The organism is Methylovulum psychrotolerans, assembly GCF_002923755.1.
Classification (GTDB): domain Bacteria; phylum Pseudomonadota; class Gammaproteobacteria; order Methylococcales; family Methylomonadaceae; genus Methylovulum; species Methylovulum psychrotolerans.
In genome coordinates this window covers 888,715-907,619 of record NZ_PGFZ01000001.1, presented here as the reverse complement: position 1 = coordinate 907,619, position 18,905 = coordinate 888,715, and the positions used below count along the sequence as shown (strand labels likewise).

Genomic DNA, 18,905 nt, shown 5'->3' with positions numbered 1-18,905 from the left:
CCGTTGCCGTTAAGCGATAGTTTTTGGGGTGGGGGTTGGAGGGTATTTATTTTCGTGCGAAATAGGGTGTTTGAATAGTAGCAACAATTTTGTTGCGCAAATTATTTGTTGCGCAACAAAATTGTTGCTATACTGATACCCTCTTCACTTTAGATGGGATTATTGCTATGTCGTCACAAGAAGCTATGCAAGTCGTTATTGGCGCACCCGCCACGGGCAACAATTTTTTTCCGCGCCCACAGATTAGCCAGCAGCTCCGCCGTGCTTTGCAGGTTGAGCATGTGTTGTTTCTGGCACCCCGGCGGACGGGCAAAACCAGTGTCTTGCTGGATTTGCAAGCCCACGCCCCAGCCCGCACCCGGAGCGTATTTTTAAACCTGGAAGAGTTTAGCCATCCGGAACAATGGATTAACGCGATGGCGACGAAATTAAGCCAGATTAAAGATGCGGCTTGGAGGCAAAAGCTCAAAACAACCGGAAGCCTTCTGACGCGCTTAAAGATCAAGAACGTCGAAATAGCCGCTGTAGATTGGGCGACTAAAGGCCAAGAGCTGATGCAAGATTTACAACAGCTTAAAGACCCTATCTGGTTTTTGCTGGATGAATTCCCCATCATGATCGACCAAATTGCCAAAACCCATCATGTCGCCTTGGCAGAAGCGACCTTGCATTGGGCGCGTAACTTACGCCAGCAACCTAATAGCCCAGTGCGGCTATTATTGACAGGTTCCATCGGCTTGGACAGTGTTTTACGGCGGCACGGCATACGCGGGGTTGCCAATGATTTGCGCCGCGAAACCTTAAAGCCCCTACAGCCTGACGAAGCCTTACGCTTTACGCTAAAATTAGCGCAGGACAACGGCATCAATTTGCCCGAAGCCTTGGCGCAAGACTATTTGCAGCGCCTAGGCTTAGGGTTATGGCCGTTCTTTATCCAGTTATTGATTGCCGAACTGCAAGAAGCCGACCCGTTGCCTAGCACCTGTGCCGACATGGAGCAGATTTTCCAAACCCTCGCGCGGAGCAAGCGCAACCAATACGCCGCCAATATGTGGGATAGGTTACGCGACATTTTCAACTCCAACGAGCAAGCCGCCCGTGCGCTGCTCAAACTGGTCGCCGCGCAACCTGCGGGCATCGCCCTGCGGCAACTGCGCGGACAGTTGCCGCAACTGGAAGCCGATGATTTCGATTATGTCTTAGAGGTGCTGCAACATGACGGCTATCTGAGCGAAACTGAAAGCGGCAATATCTGTTTTTTCTCGCAGCTACTGCGGGATTTTTGGCTGTACAAGGGGCGGGTATGAGCGACAGCAAAGACCCCACCTTAAACCTTTATAACCCCGCCAGCCAAACTGCCGAGCAATTGCTGGCGGAATTTGTTGACCGCAAAGGTCTGTTGGCGCGGATACTCGCGATTATCCAAGGCAATACGCCTGAGCGTCCGCAACAGCATCTGATCTTAATCGGCCCGCGTGGTATGGGCAAAACCACGTTGCTCTGCGCTATTCAGCATTCGATAGAGCGTGACCCCGGCTTAAATGCCGAATGGTTGCCGATTGTGTTTCAGGAAGAGCAATACGGTATTGGCGATCTGGCGGATTTCTGGTTGGAATGCCTGCGCCATTTGCAGCATAGCAACCAAGCCGCTGACCAACTGTTGGCGGCTAATCCGGCGGATCTGGCCCAGCAAGCGCGGCAGGTGTTTTTTGACTTGCTGGCGAAGACGGGCAAACGCGCGGTATTGCTGATTGATAATCTCAACGATATTTTTACCGCCATAGATGACGGGCAAGCCTTGCACAGCTTACGGGCCTTATGGATGACCGACCCGCGCCTGATGGTGATTGGTGCCGCGCCCAGTTATTTTGCCGAAATCACCGCAGTGGACGAGGTGTTCCATGATTTCTTCCGCAGCTTTTCCTTAGAGCGTTTAAGCCAAGCGGAGTTTGAGGATTTTTTACGCCGTTATGCCGATATTCAGGGCGATGATGGTGTGCTGAAGATTATGGCCAACGCGCCGGAGCGGGTTGCGGCCTTGCGCATCCTCACCGGCGGCAACCCGCGCTTGCTTAAGCTCGGTTATCGGGTGTTGCGCGATGGCCTGGATGGCGATTTGCGCCATGATTTGGAGCGGATGCTGGATGAGGCCACGCCATTTTTTAAGCACCGCATTGACGCGCTTTCTAAAGAAGCCCGGCGTACTTTTGATGCTATTGCCCGCCGCTGGGATCCGGTGACGGTGGATGACATCCGCCAGGAACTGCGCAAGCCGTCTAATAATATCAGTGTGCAGATTAAACGTCTGATTGACGAGGGCTTTGTCGAGGAAGCTTTTGGCAGTGCCAAGAAAAAAAGCTATCAGGTCAGTGAGCGTTTTTATAACGTCTATTATCTGATGCGCCATAGTAGGGAAGGGCGGCGGCGTTTGCGTTGGCTGGTGGGGTTTATGCAGACGTTTTATAGCCGTAAGGATTATAAGCACTGGGCGCAAAGGCTGGAGGGGGAGTTGTCCGGCTCTATGGATGGCGTAATGCGTAGCGAGAAGCTGGCGCATTTGCAGGCCTTATGTGCGGCAGCGGATGATGATAGCCGCTGTGATGTTTTTGAAGCGTTGGTGCGTGATGCCATTGCCAAAGATGACCGTCGGGCGTTGGATGAAGAAATTAACGATGGCGATCCGGTGGAGAAATTTGGTTTCCGGTATTTAATGGCTGAGATGTTGTGGTGGTTGGATAAGGAGCAAAGGCAAGCCTTGGGCTTTAAGCCCAATGAGGAGAATTGGTACAAACGCTTGCGTGTAAGCTTAATTGACGCAAACTTGATGCCTAGGGTAGAGGAAAAAATAGCGGATTTACAAAACGGGTTTACAGATTCTGCAAGGTATGCCAACGCATTAGGTGGAGTATTTTTATACTTACTAGGTAACTATGGGGATGCCGAAGCTGCGTACTGCAAAGCTTTGGAGCTTGATGCCGACTCTGTTAATGTTTGGGGTAGCTTAGGTAACGCACTTAACAGTCAACGTCGTTACCCAGAAGCCGAAGCGGCATACCGCAAAGCTTTGGAGCTTGATGCCGATTCTGTTTGTGCGTGGAATAATTTGGGCAACGCGCTTAACGGCCAGTTGCATTATTCAGATGCCGAAGCCGCGTATCGTAAAGCTTTGGAGTTTGATGCTGACTCTGTTCCTGCGTGGAGTAATTTGGGCAACGCGCTTAACGAGCAAGGCCGTTACTCGGAAGCAGAATCTGCGGTGCGTAAAGCTTTGGAGCTTGATGCCGACTCTGTTAATGTTTGGGGTAGCTTAGGTAACGCACTTAACAGTCAACGTCGTTACCCAGAAGCCGAAGCGGCGTATCGCAAGGCTCTGGAGCTTGATGCCGACTCTGTTAAAGCATGGAATAATTTGGGCAGCACGCTTGAGCGTCAAGGTCGTTACCCAGAAGCCGAAGCGGCGTATCGCAAGGCTCTGGAGCTTGATGCCGACTCTGTTAAAGCATGGAATAATTTGGGCAGCACGCTTGAGCGTCAAGGTCGTTATCCAGAAGCTGAAGCTGCTTATCGTAAAACTTTGGAATTGGATTCTAATCATGGTTATGCCCATAATAACTTAGCAGGGCTTTATCTTATGGATATGCACTTGCTGGAGGCAGGTGTCGCCGAATTATTGCAGGGTTTGCAATTAGATCCCTGCAATAGATATGGGTGTTATGTCCTCAGCCAATATTGGCAAGCTGCCTTAGCCCCAGCGGTCAATAAAATCATCGCTAATAGCACAGGCGCGGATAATCTTTGCGCTGCGTTAACCGAGGAGCTTATCGCCCAAGCCGCCACTGGTGCAAAAGAAGCGGTGTTGGCGGCTTTGCTGGCTTTAGAGGAAGAAGGGCAAGCTATTTTTGAGCCCTTGCTGTTGGCTTTGCAGGCGATGGGTGACCGCACGGTGCTGTACCGTATCGCCCGCGAAAAACGCGATGTGGTACTGGATGTGATGGCGCGGATTGATGGACTATGATGTTGGTTATGGCTGTTTAACTTGGCAGAGGAGAATAGAAATGGTTTTTTTAGCGATAACGCCCCAAGGGCTTGCGGAAGCTATCCGGCTTGCCAAAGCCGAAGGCCAGCCGGTTTGGTGCAGTGCTGACGCTATGCCTGAGGCCGTTTGTGCGGCGGGGCTGTCACGGTTTGATTATCCGCTTTTTGGCGAGTCGCCCGACGTTATTGCCGATGCTTTAGCGACGGTTGCCGAACATTACCCGAATGAATCTATTTGGCTGGAGCAGGTCATACCGGATAACGGGTAATACCAATATTGTTCTTCTCCTTAAAAACAGTGGCTCCCGTCAATTGCCCACGCTTTTAACTGGCCTTTGCAGGGTTGGCGAAAGGCATTTTCTCTATTTAAGGTGTCTTATGAAAATGAAAACAATCGGTCTGGCTTCGCTGTTGGGGGGCTGTGCCATTATGTCGGGGTGTTTGGCCAATTCAGGCGGGGTCAGTGAGGCGGTGGCGGATACGGGTGACGGCATTATGGTCGATGCCCATTGTTTTGACGAGGGCGGGCCGTTTTTGTACCAAGACAATGCCGACAAATATACGTTTTTTTCTGGGTCTAAGGGCGAAACGGCTTATAAGCCCGGCCAGTGTGTGTTTGGGCAATGGAATAAGACGGAGTTTATCAATCCGACCCATAAAATGCCTGCGGCTTTGCAGGGTGAAGATGATCCGGTCTTTAAAAACCCGGAATCTGTGCTGTATTCATCGCCCGATAAAGCCAGGGCGGAATCCCGGTTTCGGATTTATCGGGATGCGAAAAATGGCCGGAAAGGCGAGTATGTTTATGAGCTGATGAGTGCGAACGGTTTTGGCGATGCGGGCGGCGGTACGGCTTTAGGGTTGCAAGCACCGTTGCCTGACAATAACCGAAGCCCCGATCCGTATCTTATGGACCAACCGGTTTGGTATAATATCCGCCTAAAGCTCAAGCAGTTGTCGTTAACCTATAATGATGACTCCCCGCACCATAGAAAATTAGTCGATGGCTTTTTTAATAGCGGCATCACCTTCCATTATTTGGTCAGGGACGGTAAGGGCAAGGTCACAAAAAGATACCCGCTGTTTCTGCAAATCAGGCACGCAACCGCGAGTGTGGTTGGTAGCCAGCAGATGGTGGGGAATAATTTCTCTGTGACCAATAAGGGGCATGGCAACCAGCCGTCTGGGTTTTTGTGGGGTGGGGTTTTGGAACCCGATAAATATATCACCGCTGTGGAGCCTGCTAATGCGGGTCTTACGGCCTATCGGTTTAAGTTAAATGATTATCTGTGTAATGCCGCGCGTAAAATAGCCGATAAGCTGCAATGGACGGGTGAGGAGAGGGCGAAGGTGTTGGATTTGCATAATTGGGAGGTGCGCAGTAACTATATGGGACTGGAAACCGCCAATGGCACCAAAGACCCGGCACAGGCCGCTAGGTTGAGTAAGGTGGCTGGGCAAGCGATAAAAGTCGGTACGGCTTATGGCGACATTAAAATGACGGTGCAAATTGCCGAGCCGCATGTTTTTAAGAATAAGGCCGTACATTTGAATGCCGGTTATTGTGCCAGTTCGCCATTTATTGACGATTAGGCTTTTACGGATGGCTTGGGCAGAGGGCAAATTGACTGGGAGTGATTGGGTGTTTTTGTGCTGTTGCCGGGCTTGAAAGGCAATTGGTCGCCCAAGCCCATTTTTGATAAAATTCTTAGCTTTTTACTAGCTAAGGCGAAGTGATGAGGGGGAGCGGGTATTATGAATAGGGCAGAAATTGAACAGGCTGTATTAAAGGAAATGCACACACTGCCTTTAGATAAAGTGGAGGCTACGTTAAGCTTTGTTTTGTCTTTAAAGGCGAAGCCCGTTAATAAAAGGCCATTAGGTCTATTAAAAGGCAAAGTGGCTTTTGCTATTGAAAAAGATTTCAAATTGACAGATGAAGACTTTTTGCGCTCATGAGAGGCTATTTGCTTGATACACATAGCTTTTTATGGTCAATATGGGAGCCTGAAAAATTAGGTTCACAGGCCGTTGCTGTAATAGAAAATGCGGATAATGAGGTTTTTGTCAGCTGCATTTCGTTTTGGGAAGTTTCTTTAAAATATGCCTTGGGCAAGTTGAGTTTAGGGTGTAACCCTGATACGTTACTTAAATTGGCTGATGATATGGGCTTTACAACAATACCGTTAACGCCGAAGGAAGCTGCTCTGTTTTATCAATTACCGAAACTTGCACACAAAGATCCTTTTGATAGGATGTTAATTTGGCAAGCTGTCGCAAATGATTGGGTATTAATTTCTAAAGATAGCCAGTTTGATGCTTACGGATCTTCTGGCTTAAAAACTATTTGGTAAGTTACTGTTGCGGTTTATCTGGCCGCGAAGCCTGTCTGTAGCTGTACGCTTTCTCCCCCGTGCGTTATTTTCTAAGCCCCACCCAATTTCTGATAGAATCATAAGATTTAATTGGCTGTCACCACGGCTGTTTGCCGCTTATCTGCCGCCGTGCCGTTAAGTGCGGGCGGGTTTTACTAACGGGCGGGCATATCCGGCCTGGTCATCGGAATAATAGCAACTTTATTGATGAAAGCATTATCTATTCGTAACCTTAAAAAAACCTATGGCAATGGGTTTCAGGCCTTAAAAGGCATAGACTTGGATGTCGAAGCGGGGGATTTTTTCGCTTTGCTAGGCCCTAATGGGGCGGGTAAGTCCACAGCGATAGGCATTATCAGTTCGCTGGTCAATGCCAGCAGCGGTTCGGTGAGCATTTTTGGCCATGATTTGGAGAAAGAGCGTCCGCAAGCGAAAAGCTGCATCGGCCTGGTGCCGCAGGAGATTAATTTTAACCAGTTCGACACGGTACAAAGCATTTTGCTGAACCAGGCGGGCTATTATGGTACACCGCGTAAACTGGCCTTGCAGCGTACCGAGCAGTGCCTTAAGCAGATGGATTTGTGGGATAAGCGTGACACGGTGTCACGGCGCTTGTCGGGCGGCATGAAGCGTCGGGTGATGATTGCCCGGGCGATGGTGCATGCGCCGAAGCTGCTGATTTTGGACGAGCCGACGGCGGGGGTGGATATTGAAATCCGCCGCTCAATGTGGAAAATGATGGAAGAGGTCAACCAACAAGGCACGACCATTATTCTGACTACGCATTATCTGGAAGAGGCGGAAAGTTTGTGCCGTAATATCGCCATTATCGATCAAGGCCATATTGTTGAGCATTCGGATATGAAAAGCTTGCTGGCGCGGCTGAATGTCGACCATTTTGTCTTGGATTTGGCGGAGCCTATGGCGGCTGCGCCCGTGCTGGCCGGTTTTAAGGCGGAGTGGGTTTCGGAGAAGGTGTTGGAAGTGGCTGTGCCGAAAGAAAGCGGTCTGAACGAGTTGTTCCGGCAGTTAAGCGAGCAGCAGATTCAGGTGTTGAGCCTGAAAAATAAAACCAACCGTCTGGAGCAGTTGTTTATGGATTTGGTGGATGCAAAAAATGCCGGAGGGGCTGCATGAATACTTGGATTCCGTTCCGCACTATTGTCGTTAAAGAAATTTACCGTTTTGTGCGTATTTGGCCGCAAACGCTGTTACCGCCCGCTATTACAACGACGCTGTATTTTTTGATTTTCGGTAAGCTGATGGGCGACCGGATCGGCCTGATTAACGGCGCCCCTTATATGGATTATATTGTGCCGGGGGTGATTTTGATGTCGGTCATCAGCCATGCCTATTCGAATGTGGTGTCGTCATTTTATTCGACCAAGTTCCAGCGTAATATCGAAGAGTTGATTGTCGCGCCGGTGCCGAACTGGGTGATCTTGTTGGGCTATGTCAGCGGCGGCATTATGCGCGGTTTGTTGGTCGGTACGGTAGTCGGCCTGATCGCCATGTTATTTGCCGATATTACAATTCACAGTATAGTGATTACGTTGGCGATGGCGTTTATGACCGCGACCTTATTTGCTTTGGCGGGCTTTATCAATGCGGTGATGGCGGAGAGTTTTGATGATATTTCGATTATCCCTAACTTTGTCCTGACCCCGTTAAGCTATTTGGGCGGGGTGTTTTATTCCGTATCGATGTTGCCGGGGATATGGAAAACCATTTCTATGGGCAACCCGATTTTGTATATGGTCAATGCCTTTCGGTACGGCTTTATTGGCGTGTCCGACATTGATGTGCGGCTGTCTTTTTTGATGACGGGCGGGGTTATCTTGGTGTTGGCCTTGACTAGCCTTATCTTGTTGCGCAAGGGGACGGGGATTAAGCAGTAGGGCAGGGCGTAACGTTAGCGCTTAACAGTTTTTGTTTAACTATTTAGATACAGTAATTTAATGGAATCATTTATACCCGGACAACGTTGGATCAGTAACACCGAATCGGAATTAGGTTTGGGGTTAATCCTTGATGTCAGTTTTAACCGCGTCACTGTGCTGTATTTGGCTTCTGACGAGCGGCGCATTTATGCGCGTGATAATGCCCCCCTGACCCGAGTGGTGTTTTCGGTCGGCGACACCATCGAATCGGTGGATGAAGATAAGCTGACGGTAACGGAGGTCATTGAGAACAATGGCCTGATGACATACATCGGCAAAACCGCCGATGGCGAGGCGATGCAGTTTGAAGAAGTGGAACTGAACCACCGCATCCAGTTTAACAAACCGCAAGACCGTTTGTTTATCGGCCAAATCGATCCGAACGATTGGTTTTCGTTACGTTACGAGACGTGGCAGCGCTTGCGCCAGCACCAACAATCCCCAGTTAAGGGCTTGTTAGGTAGCCGCGCGTCGTTAATCCCGCACCAAGTGTTTATTGCCCATGAATCCGCCAACCGCATCGCCCCAAGGATTATGCTCGCCGATGAAGTCGGTTTGGGTAAGACCATTGAGGCGGGGCTGATTTTGCATCATCGCCTGATTAATGGCTTAAGCCAGCGGGTGCTGATTATTGTGCCGGAAAGTTTGTTGCACCAATGGCTGGTGGAAATGCTCAGACGCTTTAATCTGCGTTTTAGTTTGTTTGACGAAGCCCGCTGTTTGGGCGAGTTGGGCGATGACGGTATGGACGAAGACGATGCCGACAAAGCGGTCCTGAGCGGCAACCCATTCGTCAATGAGCAACTGGTTTTGTGTAGCCAACAGTTTTTTGCCCAGCATCCGTTGCGGCAACAGCAAGCTTTACAAGCGGGTTGGGATATGGTCATTGTCGATGAGGCGCACCATTTGGCATGGAGCGAACAGGCGGCCAGTTCGGAATATTTGTTTGTTGAGCAATTAGCGTTGGCTACGCCCAGCTTGATTTTGCTGACGGCGACCCCGGAGCAATTAGGTAAGGAAAGCCATTTCGCCCGCTTAAGATTGCTGGATCCTGACCGTTTTTATAGCTTTGCGGCATTTTTGGCCGAAGAAAAACAGTTTGAGCCAGTCGCCGATGCCGCGAAAATCCTGCTGGCCGATAAGCCGTTGGCTGAGGCAGACTCGGCCTTGTTGGCGGGGTTGCTGAAAGACGATAATGTCGGCACCTTGTTGAAAAATCTCGCGGATAGCGAAAAATCTGCCGCCGCCCGCGCGGCGCTGATTAAAATCCTCCTCGACCATCACGGCACGGGGCGGATTTTGTTCCGCAATTCCCGGCAAACCGTACAAGGTTTCCCTGAGCGCGAACGTCACGGTTATCCATTGGAAGGTGACGAAAACACGGCGGACTTGCAAAAAGATCCGCGCTATTTATGGCTGGTGAATACGTTAATCTCCGCAACATCGGCATTGCGCGACCAAAAAGCCTTGTTGATTTGTAAACACGCGCAAACGGCAGTTGATTTGGAATTGACATTGCGGGTGCGTGGCGGTATCGCCTCGGCGGTGTTCCATGAAGGCATGTCGATTATCGAGCGTGACCGCGCTGCCGCTTATTTTGCCGATCAGGACAGTGCCGCGCGGTTGTTGATCTGCTCGGAAATCGGCAGTGAAGGCCGTAACTTCCAGTTCGTCCACCATTTGATTCTCTGGGATTTGCCGACCAACCCCGATTTGCTGCAACAACGCATAGGCCGTCTTGACCGTATCGGCCAGCAGCATGTCATTCAAATCCATATTCCCTACTTAGAACATTCGCGACAAGCGCTGTTGTACCGTTGGTATGACGAGGGCATGAATGCGTTCCGTGCCAATTGCTCGGCCGCGCGTCCGGTCGCCGATGTGCTGGCGGATGAATTGGAGGCGATGTTGTTTCAGGATGAGGCGCAGATTGAGGCCTTTATCGCCAAAACCCAGGCTTTAGGCCGGGAAATTGCCGAGCAACTGCATAATGGCCGCGACCAGTTGTTGGAATTAAATTCCTTCCGTAAAGACGAAGCCGAGCTATGGGTGGAGCAGCTTAAGCGTTACGAAAAAGAGGCTTTGCTGTGGCCTTATATGGAGGCGGTATTTGAATGCTACGGGGTCGATACCGAATTCCATTCGCCGGATTGCTTTATTGTCCGCCCTAGCGACCATCTGCGCATCGCCCATTTTCCGGGCTTAGATGAAGACGGCGTGACCGTCACCGTCAAACGCGCGTGTGCGCTGGCGCGTGAGGATATGCAGTTTTTAACCTGGGAACACCCGATGGTGACGGCGGCTATGGATTTGGTGTTGTCCAGCGAGACCGGCAATGCCGTGGTCAGCGTCGTTAAGCACCGCGATTTGCGGCCTGGACAATTTTTATTGGAATGCCTGTTTATCGTCGAATGCAGCGCCCCGGCGCAACTGCAAATAGGCCGTTTCTTGCCGCCCACGCCGATACGCATTTTAATCGACCAGCACCAGCAGGATTTGACCGAGGTCTTTAGTCATCAGCAATTGCCGGAAACGGGCAAGGCCTTTGATAAGCAACAAATCGCGGCGTTCTTGAATAGCCAACGCAAGCCGTTGAGCAAGCTGCTGTATAACGCCGAAGAATTGGCGCGGGTGCGGATGCAGGCCTTAACGGCGGAAGCTAACACCACCATGTTGGAATCGTTGTCTGCCGAAGTGAAGCGCATGGCGAGGCTGAAAAAGGTCAACCCTAGCATTAAGGCCGAAGAGATTGAGCAATTGAAGGATTTGACCATGCTGGCGCATGAGAGCATCCAGGCTGCGCAATTGCGTTTGGATGCAGTGCGGTTTGTGATTGCCAGTTAAAACTAGGCTGGTTTAAAAATAGTCAGTAGGTGTGTTATGTTCGTGTTAAAAAAACGGTTGCACGCCTACTTATATTCCCTTGCTGCGGTTCTCCATGCGCCGTAAAAATTCCGTCATTATCAGTCGATACAGGTTGTCGCCCAGGTATTGGTCTTCAATGCCGCTGTCGATGCTGGGGTTGTCGTTGACTTCTATCACATAGCCTTTGCCGTTCTTCTCCTTCACATCTACCCCGTATAAACCGTCGCCTATGTGTTGGGTGGCTTTTAAGGCCGCATCCAGCACGGCTTTGGGCACTTCAAAGGTGGCCATGGTCTGAAAATCGCCGCTATCCGTCCGGTTTGTCCCGTGCCGATAAATTTGCCAATGGTTCTTCACCATGTAATAGCGGCAAGCGTATAAGGCTTTGTTGTTAAAAACGCCGATCCGCCAGTCAAAATCTGTGTACAGGAACTCTTGGGCCAGCAGGAGTGCCGATTGTTGGAATAATTCGGCGACTTTGTGGTTCAGTTCTTGGCGGTTGTTGACTTTTTCAATGCCCCGCGAGAACGAGCCGTCGGGGATTTTAATGACCACGGGGAACCCGGCTTCCGCTTCCAATTTATCCAAATGGTCGGCATTGCCTTTGTGCAAGATCCAGGTTTTCGGCGAGGGGACCCGGTGGGTGCGGAACAAATCCGCCAGATAGACTTTATTGGTGCAGCGCAGCATGGAGGTGGGGTCATCAATCACCATCAGGCCTTCGGCTTCGGCTTTTTTGGCAAAGCGGTAGGTGTAATGGTCTATGGACGTGGTTTCGCGGATGAACAGGCCGTCAAATTCCGGCAGGCGGGCAAAATCCTGCTTGTCTATCAGTTCCACGTCAATGCCCAGTTCGGTGCCTATTTTGATGAATTTTTTCAGTGCCGCGCGGTTGCTGGGCGGGATTTTTTCTTCGGGGTTAACGAGCATTGCCAAGTCGTACCGGGCAATTTTCCGCGCCCGGCCTTTGCGCCAGACTTTTTTGCTGAACTTATCCAGGGCTTCGGCGAACACGGTTTGCTGGGCATCGTCCAGGTCGAGGTAGGAGATGGCTTTTAAATTAGTCACTTCCCATTGCTGGCCAAAATGCAGCGTGGCTTCCAGTACCGGGAAGGGGAAGCGGTCGAACAGGAGTCGGGCCAATTCCTGTAAGGCTGGGTCGGGTGTGGTGCCGAAATAGCTGAGTAAGGTGAGGGCGTTATCTTTGCTTTGGCCTTTGAAGGCGCGTGCCAAGGGTTGCGACAAGTCATCCAGTTGCAATCGGTACAGGGCATTTTTGCCTAAGTCATTTAGGGCTTTGACCGATGGGATGACATGATGGCTACGCGCTTCGGCCAATAATGAGCAGTAATAGCCATCGGACAGGTAGCTGTAGCTGGCGCACAGGTTAATGATGCGGACGCGTTCTTCTGCGGGGCCTTGCCCGGTTGCCAGATAGTTTTCAAAGGTGATAACCTGATCACTGGGATAGTAGGGGTTCCAGTCGGAAAGGTCGTCAACGACCAGTAGGGTGCGCGCCATAGCAAAGGGGTGTCCTTGGAAGTGAGTGGCTATAATTTTGGAACCAAGCGGTTTTTTTCACAAGCGGTTTCTTGGCTTGGAGAAACCTATTTTTGAAACAGTGCATATAAAGGGCTGGCGAGTCTGGCGGGTTTAGTTTACGGTAGTAAGCTGAACATCGGGTGAAGACTTTAGCGATGAATTTATAACCCTTCATTTTTCTGGCCTAGCCTCTTCCGTTTCCGCTTTCAGTCGTGTCACCATAAATTAAGGTAAGGTGTAGTATGTCATCCCATTTTCCTTTTACGGCCATTGATACCTCGCTGTTTTCAGACAGGTATGCAGTCGGCAGGCAGCGTTGGTTGGCGCAAGTGGCGCAACTGCCCGGCCATTATCGGCATATATCTTACCCTTGTGCCGGGTTGGGGCCGGAAGGCGAGGCCTTGCTGACCGATACGGTATGGATAGGGGCTGAAGATGCCACTAAGGTGCTGGTGTTGATTGCCGGGACGCATGGTGTTGAAGGTTTCGCTGGGAATGCCGTTGAAATTGACCTATTGCGCCTGATGGCGCAAGAGCAGATCGTTATTACGGCTAACGCTGCCGTATTGATGGTCCATGCCTTAACGCCGTGGGGCTATGCTTGGCGGCGGCGTTGTGATGCCGATGGCGTGGACCTTAACCGTAATGTGGTCGATTTTGCCCAGCCTTTACCCGAAAATCCCGGCTATGAGCAGCTAAGGCCAGTGTTATTTCTGTTTGATATCCGGCAGCGTCAAGCCGCGTTTGCCGACTTTACCCGCCAGTACGGGCGCGAGGCTTTTGAAAGCGCCATCAGTGCCGGACAGTATACCGACCCTGCCGGGCCGTTCTATGGTGGCCGTGCGCCTGCCCATGGCAGGTTGGTCACTGAGGCCTTGCTTAGTCAGTATGCGTTGCCCCAACGTGATTTGGCGGTGATTGATTTGCACACGGGTTTAGGACCCTTCGGTTACGGCGAAATTATTTGCGACCATACGCCTGATAGTGCGGGGGCCGCTGTGGCAAGCCGTTGGTATGGCGGTTCGGTCACCTTGCCTTTGCTTGGTACGTCGACATCTGTACCCAAACTGGGCTTGTTGGATTTTGCTTGGCATCGCATTATGAATGCACACAGTTGCTATGTGACCTTGGAATTCGGCACTTACCGGACGCTGGAGCTGTTTGAGGTGTTATTGCAAGACCATTTGCTGTGGGCGCAGGCCGATAATATACCCGCGCGTATTGCGCATAGCCAATTGATGCTCGAGCATTTCTGTCCGAATGATGTGGCTTGGCAAGAAATGGTGCTGGTGCGGGCGCGGCAAGTGTTTACCCAAGCGTTGCGGGGGTTATGAACTTGGCCGCCGTGATCCGCGCCGCCTTGCCCGATGATCTGGAAGAACTGGTCAGGCTGGAAAATGCCAGCTTTACCACAGACCGGTTAAGCCGCCGCAGTTTCCGCCATTGGCTCAGCACCGACCAGCGGGTCTTGCTGGTGGCGGAGGTCGGCAGTAGCTTGGCGGGGTATATCCTTATAATTCAGCATCCGGGGACCCGTCTTGCCCGCATTTATTCTATTGCGGTCGCCGCCCCGCATCGGGGGTTGGGGATTGCCAAGGCGTTGATGTTAGCCGGGGAGCAGGCCGCGCGTGATAATGGCAGGCTGTATTTACGTTTGGAAGTCAGCGCCGATAATCTGGCGGCCATCAAGCTCTACGAAACATTGGGGTTCCAAAAATTTGGCATCTACCGGGATTACTACCAAGACCATAAGGATGCTTTGCGTTACCAGAAACGTATCCGCCGTTATGGCGACACCTTACAGCACCGTACCGTCCATTGGCTGAGGCAAACCACGCCGTTTACTTGTGGGCCGGCGGCGTTAATGATGGCGATGCACGGGCTGGATAAAAGCTATTTGCCGTCACGCGAGGAAGAGATCAGTTTATGGCGTGAAGCCACGACCATTTATATGACCTCAGGTCATGGCGGTTGCCATCCGATTGGTTTGGCTTTGGCGGCAAAGCGGCGGCATTTTGCGGTTGAAGTGTGGATTAACCAAACCGGGCCGCTTTTTATTGACGGTGTCCGCAATGAGGCAAAAAAACAGCTGGTTGAGTTGGTCGACACCTGCTTTAAACGTGAGGCCGCCGGACAGGGTATCCCTATCCATTACGCCAATATCACTCAGAATGAACTGATTAGGGTATTTCAGGCCGGGGCGATACCGTTAATCTTGATCAGCACCTTTTTGATGGACCGCAAAAAAGCCCCGCATTGGCTGGTCATGAGCGGTTTTGATGACGATTGCCTGTATATGCACGATTCCGACCCCGACGACGGGCGGCAAACCGAAATTGACTGCCAATTTATTCCCATTACGCGTGAGGATTTTGACCGGATGTCCTGTTTTGGCAAAAATAGGTTGCGGACGGTAGTGGTTATTTGGCCGGATGGGGGGCCTTATATAGAGTCAACCGTTAAGCTAGCGACATAATTAAAGGCATAGGCTAAGAAGTTGGCCTTGAAACCAGATTGGTCTGTATCTTAATTAGTGACGTTATCTATAAAATCTGATTGTATCGGTTTTTGAACACCTCCAATAATCCGGTACAATCAGAAATAGGCATGGATTCGCTCGGCTTACTTTTCTTGCAAATATGACTCTAAAGAAAAAATTTCTGTTTGTCCTAAATACATTGATGTAAGTTTACCCTTTGTATCGCATTCATTAGAATTTACATAATATACAAAACTAAAAATAACCAATAAATCACCTTCTGTATTGTTTTGTAATAATTTATTTTCTATGAGGCTGTTTTTTAGTACGCTATCTATGCTTAAATTCCGCTTTATTTTTTCTCCAGGCTTTAGAAAAATATCACACATATTTGCTGTTTTTTTGCCATCAATGGCATAGCTTTTATAAGCTTTCGATACTTGTTGATGCTGAACAGTAATATGGGTTCTAAACATTTCATTCGTAGCAGAAAAACTTGTTATCTTCAAATTTCGATTAGTATCATTGAATAATTCAAAATCTACAGCATATATTGCGCCAGAATTATGTTTTTTAACTTTCATATTCAATTTTAATATCCCTAATTTATCAGAATCCGAATCAAAGGCTTTTACTTCACAAACATTGTTTTTAATAATAGTTTCGTTCCGTATATTTGATGTCGCGTATGCAAAATTAAAGAATGTAAAAAAAACAATAAGCAATATGTATATTTTTTTAATCATAACAACGGCCACTTTTATATAAAATAACTTCGGCAAGTCTTTGTGAGGCGGTTTCCTCCTCTTGTGGCGTGGGCATCAAGGGCGGGCAAGATGCCCGCGCTCCCGTTGTTTTAGCCCTGGTAATAAGCCAGCATCCCTAAGGCCTCGGCGACGGCTTGGCAGGTGATTTTGCCGTTGTGGACATTGATGGCCTTGGCGAGGGCGGGGTCGGCCAGTAAGGCTGCGGTGTCGGCGATGTTGGCAATTTTCTGGATGTAGGGCAAGGTGGCATCCATCAGCGCGAGCGTTGAGGTTTGCGGATAGGCACCCGGCATATTGGTGACGCAGTAATGGATAACGCCGTGCTTAATAAAGACCGGCTCGGAGTGGGTGGTCGGTCTGGAGGTTTCGATACAGCCACCTTGGTCGATGCTGACATCGACCAGCACCGAACCGGGCTGCATGGCTTTTACCATCGCCTCGCTGATGACTTTAGGGGCATTGGCTCCCCGGCATAAAACCGCGCCGATAACCAAATCGGCATCGCTAAGGTGTTGGGCGAGCACCGCCGGGCTGGAGAGGAAAAATTCGGCCTCCGGTAAGACGGTGGCTTTGACCTTGGCCATAAAAGCGGTGTCTATCCCCGCCACCCAGACTTGCGCCCCCATGCCGTAGGCGGTTTGGGCGGCATGTTGTCCGACCACGCCATCACCAATGACGACCACCTTGCCGTGGCGTTTACCTAGCACCTTGCCAAGTTGTACGCCCTTGCCGCCGTTAAATTGAGCCAGGTAATAGCTACCCATTAAAGCGGCCATATTGCCCGCCACCGCGCTCATAGGGGCTAGGATAGGCAAGCGTCCAGCACTGTCTTCTAGCGTTTCGTAGGCAATGGCGGTAGTGCCTTTGCTGAGCAGTTCTTCGGTCAGCCGAGGGTCTACCCCCGCCAAATGAAAAAAGGTAAACACCCGTTGCTTGTCCAGATAAGGATATTCGCAGGCCATAGGCTCCTTCACTTTCACCACCAGTTCGGTAGCCCAAGCTTCGGCGGCGCTCACTAACTGCGCTCCGGCCTGTTGATATTGGCTATTGCTGAATCCTGAGTGCAGGCCCGCATCCTGTTCGACCAGTAAGATATGGCCTTGGGCGCATAAGCTTTGTACGCCTGCCGGACTGATCGCCACTCTGCCTTCTTGATTTTTGATTTCTTTGGGGACACCAATTTTCATCGCTTTTCCTCTGCTGTCGCTTGCTTAAGTGAGTTGCTGGTTAGGGGCGGCGCACCGCCTTTGTTTTGATCGTGTCCGTGGGTGGCTGGGTGGCGGAATATAAAAGGCGTTAAGCCTTTGCCGCTGTAGGGATAGTTATAAGAAAGCGGGTGGGCGTTTGGCAAAGCGTAATAGCTGCTTCCGGTTACTGCCGCCGCAGTTGCGCGTAGGGTTGCCGCCAGTGTCCTTATCTTAAGGGCAGTGGGGCGGTGCTGGCAAGTGCGGTTTAGGAAATGCCGTAATGTTCCAGTTTTTTGCGCAGGGTGCTGCGGCTTAAACCGAGTATTTTCGCGGCTTTAGTTTGGTTGTGTCCGGCATGGGCGAGAGCTGCCTCCAGCAAGGGTTTTTCCACTTCACCCATGACCATGGTATGCAGGTTAACGGCATCATGGTCTTTGAGTTGGGCAAAATACAGCTCCAAGGTTTGGGTCACATAAGCTGATAAGGGTACGGGCGTAATGTTGTCGGTGTTGATGGATCCGGCAGGCTGTTTAAATGCTTCCATATTATGCGGCACGGGCGTTAGTCAGATAATGAAAAAAGGCGTTGATTTGCGCGATTTGTTCGGCGGGCAGTTGCGCCTGATTGATGGCGGTGCGGGTGTCCCCAGATAGGCCTAGTGCCTGGCAGTACCATGCGATATGTTTGCGGGCTATTCTAACACCACTGTTATCCCCATAGAAGCGGTACAACGCTTCTATATGCCCGATAAGGGTTTGCTGGATACAAGCTAGGCTCGGTTTGGGCAAGTATGTGCCGGTGGTGAGGAAATGGCTGGTTTGGGCAAAAATCCACGGGTTACCTTGGGCGGCGCGGCCTATCATAACGGCATCCGCGCCAGTACTGGCCAATACTTGGCGGGCTTTTTCCGGCGAGTCGATGTCGCCATTGGCTATAACGGGTATGCGTATGGCCTGTTTGACTTGGCGTATGGTCTCATATTCGGCGGTTCCGGCAAATTTACAGGCACGCGTGCGCCCATGTAGGGTGAGGGCGGCTATGCCGGCGTTTTCGGCGATCTGGGCGATGGCCAAGGCGTTGCGGTTTTGTAAGTCCCAGCCCGTGCGGATTTTTAGGGTGACGGGGATGGTGACGGCCGACACGACGGCGTTGAGGATTTGTTTTACCAGTTCTTCATTTTTTAGCAAGGCAGAACCTGCGGCAACCGAACAGACTTTTTTAGCGGGGCAGCCCATATTAATGTCGATGATGTCAGCGCCGCGTTCGGCGTTAAAGCGGGCGGCATCGGCCATGTCTTGTGGGTTGGTTCCTAGAATCTGCACTGAGCGTATTCCGTTTTCACCGCGTTGGTCGGCTTTTAGGACGGTGCGTTGGTGGTGGCGCAAGGCGGGGTTGGAGGCGACCATTTCCGAGACGGCAAGTCCTGCGCCCCAGTCCCTGCATAGATTGCGGAACGGGCGGTCGGTGATGCCTGCCATGGGGGCGAGGATCACGGGGCTGGTAAGCGGGTAAGGGCCTATGTGCATGGCGGTTTATAGCTGTGGGTAATACGGTGGAAGGGCGCGTATCATAGCTTAAAACGCCGAAGGATTCAGCAATTATGACGGGCTAGGCGGATAGGGTGTAATTAGATGGCGGGGTTGGGCGTGAATGGTGCGTTTATATTGGCTTAACGGCCTTATCCCCCCGGCTTGCACCGCTTTTTAGCAGTGGAA

16 protein-coding genes are annotated in these 18,905 nt (G+C 50.9%); 11 read left to right on the top strand and 5 right to left on the bottom strand.

Features of this window, described 5'->3' with window-relative positions:
- Positions 1-167 precede the first annotated feature (167 nt).
- The 9 genes from AADEFJLK_RS04205 (at position 168) to rapA (ending at position 11,194) form a co-directional block, all read left to right on the top strand.
- Positions 168-1,307 (top strand): hypothetical protein, encoded by a 1,140-nt coding sequence (locus tag AADEFJLK_RS04205; protein WP_146054506.1) that lies wholly within the window; start codon positions 168-170, stop codon positions 1,305-1,307.
- Positions 1,304-4,015: an ATP-binding protein gene (locus AADEFJLK_RS04200; protein WP_103973389.1), complete on the top strand. Its 2,712-nt coding sequence runs from the start codon at positions 1,304-1,306 to the stop codon at positions 4,013-4,015. The genes AADEFJLK_RS04205 and AADEFJLK_RS04200 overlap by 4 nt, the downstream gene beginning before the upstream one ends.
- A 40-nt stretch (positions 4,016-4,055) precedes the next feature.
- Positions 4,056-4,304: a hypothetical protein gene (locus tag AADEFJLK_RS04195; protein WP_103973388.1), complete on the top strand. Its 249-nt coding sequence runs from the start codon at positions 4,056-4,058 to the stop codon at positions 4,302-4,304.
- Between the two features lie 109 nt (positions 4,305-4,413).
- Positions 4,414-5,628, top strand: coding sequence for a hypothetical protein (locus AADEFJLK_RS04190; protein WP_103973387.1), 1,215 nt, complete (start codon positions 4,414-4,416; stop codon positions 5,626-5,628).
- 162 nt (positions 5,629-5,790) lie between these two features.
- Positions 5,791-5,994 (top strand): hypothetical protein, encoded by a 204-nt coding sequence (locus AADEFJLK_RS04185; protein WP_103973386.1) that lies wholly within the window; start codon positions 5,791-5,793, stop codon positions 5,992-5,994.
- An 8-nt stretch (positions 5,995-6,002) separates the two neighbouring features.
- Entirely contained in the window at positions 6,003-6,389 is a 387-nt protein-coding gene (locus tag AADEFJLK_RS04180; protein ID WP_198328549.1) for a type II toxin-antitoxin system VapC family toxin, read from the top strand.
- Between the two features lie 228 nt (positions 6,390-6,617).
- Entirely contained in the window at positions 6,618-7,547 is a 930-nt protein-coding gene (locus AADEFJLK_RS04175) for an ABC transporter ATP-binding protein (protein WP_211299141.1), read from the top strand.
- Entirely contained in the window at positions 7,544-8,308 is a 765-nt protein-coding gene (locus AADEFJLK_RS04170; protein WP_103973384.1) for an ABC transporter permease, read from the top strand. Before AADEFJLK_RS04175 ends, AADEFJLK_RS04170 begins: the two co-directional genes overlap by 4 nt.
- Positions 8,309-8,368: 60 nt before the next feature.
- Entirely contained in the window at positions 8,369-11,194 is a 2,826-nt protein-coding gene (rapA, locus tag AADEFJLK_RS04165) for an RNA polymerase-associated protein RapA (protein WP_088619279.1), read from the top strand.
- Positions 11,195-11,263: 69 nt separating this feature from the next.
- Here rapA and AADEFJLK_RS04160 read toward each other — a convergent pair whose 3' ends face one another.
- Positions 11,264-12,736, bottom strand: a complete 1,473-nt coding sequence (locus tag AADEFJLK_RS04160) for a RimK family ATP-grasp domain-containing protein (protein WP_103973383.1) — start codon at positions 12,734-12,736, stop codon at positions 11,264-11,266.
- A 263-nt stretch (positions 12,737-12,999) separates the two neighbouring features.
- On the opposite strand from AADEFJLK_RS04160, the gene AADEFJLK_RS04155 reads away from it, so the two are divergent.
- On the top strand, positions 13,000-14,091 hold the full coding sequence (locus AADEFJLK_RS04155) for a DUF2817 domain-containing protein (protein WP_103973382.1): 1,092 nt from the start codon (positions 13,000-13,002) through the stop codon (positions 14,089-14,091).
- Positions 14,088-15,233 (top strand): GNAT family N-acetyltransferase/peptidase C39 family protein, encoded by a 1,146-nt coding sequence (locus AADEFJLK_RS04150; RefSeq protein ID WP_103973381.1) that lies wholly within the window; start codon positions 14,088-14,090, stop codon positions 15,231-15,233. The genes AADEFJLK_RS04155 and AADEFJLK_RS04150 overlap by 4 nt, the downstream gene beginning before the upstream one ends.
- A 146-nt stretch (positions 15,234-15,379) precedes the next feature.
- Here AADEFJLK_RS04150 and AADEFJLK_RS04145 read toward each other — a convergent pair whose 3' ends face one another.
- The 4 genes from AADEFJLK_RS04145 to dusB form a co-directional block, all read right to left on the bottom strand.
- Complete coding sequence (locus AADEFJLK_RS04145) at positions 15,380-15,982, bottom strand: hypothetical protein (RefSeq protein WP_103973380.1); 603 nt, start codon at positions 15,980-15,982, stop codon at positions 15,380-15,382.
- Between the two features lie 110 nt (positions 15,983-16,092).
- On the bottom strand, positions 16,093-17,190 hold the full coding sequence (gene ald, locus AADEFJLK_RS04140; RefSeq protein ID WP_103973379.1) for an alanine dehydrogenase: 1,098 nt from the start codon (positions 17,188-17,190) through the stop codon (positions 16,093-16,095).
- A 265-nt stretch (positions 17,191-17,455) separates the two neighbouring features.
- Entirely contained in the window at positions 17,456-17,734 is a 279-nt protein-coding gene (locus tag AADEFJLK_RS04135) for a helix-turn-helix domain-containing protein (protein WP_088619284.1), read from the bottom strand.
- Between the two features lies 1 nt (position 17,735).
- Positions 17,736-18,716, bottom strand: coding sequence for a tRNA dihydrouridine synthase DusB (gene dusB, locus AADEFJLK_RS04130; protein WP_103973378.1), 981 nt, complete (start codon positions 18,714-18,716; stop codon positions 17,736-17,738).
- Positions 18,717-18,905: the final 189 nt, after the last annotated feature.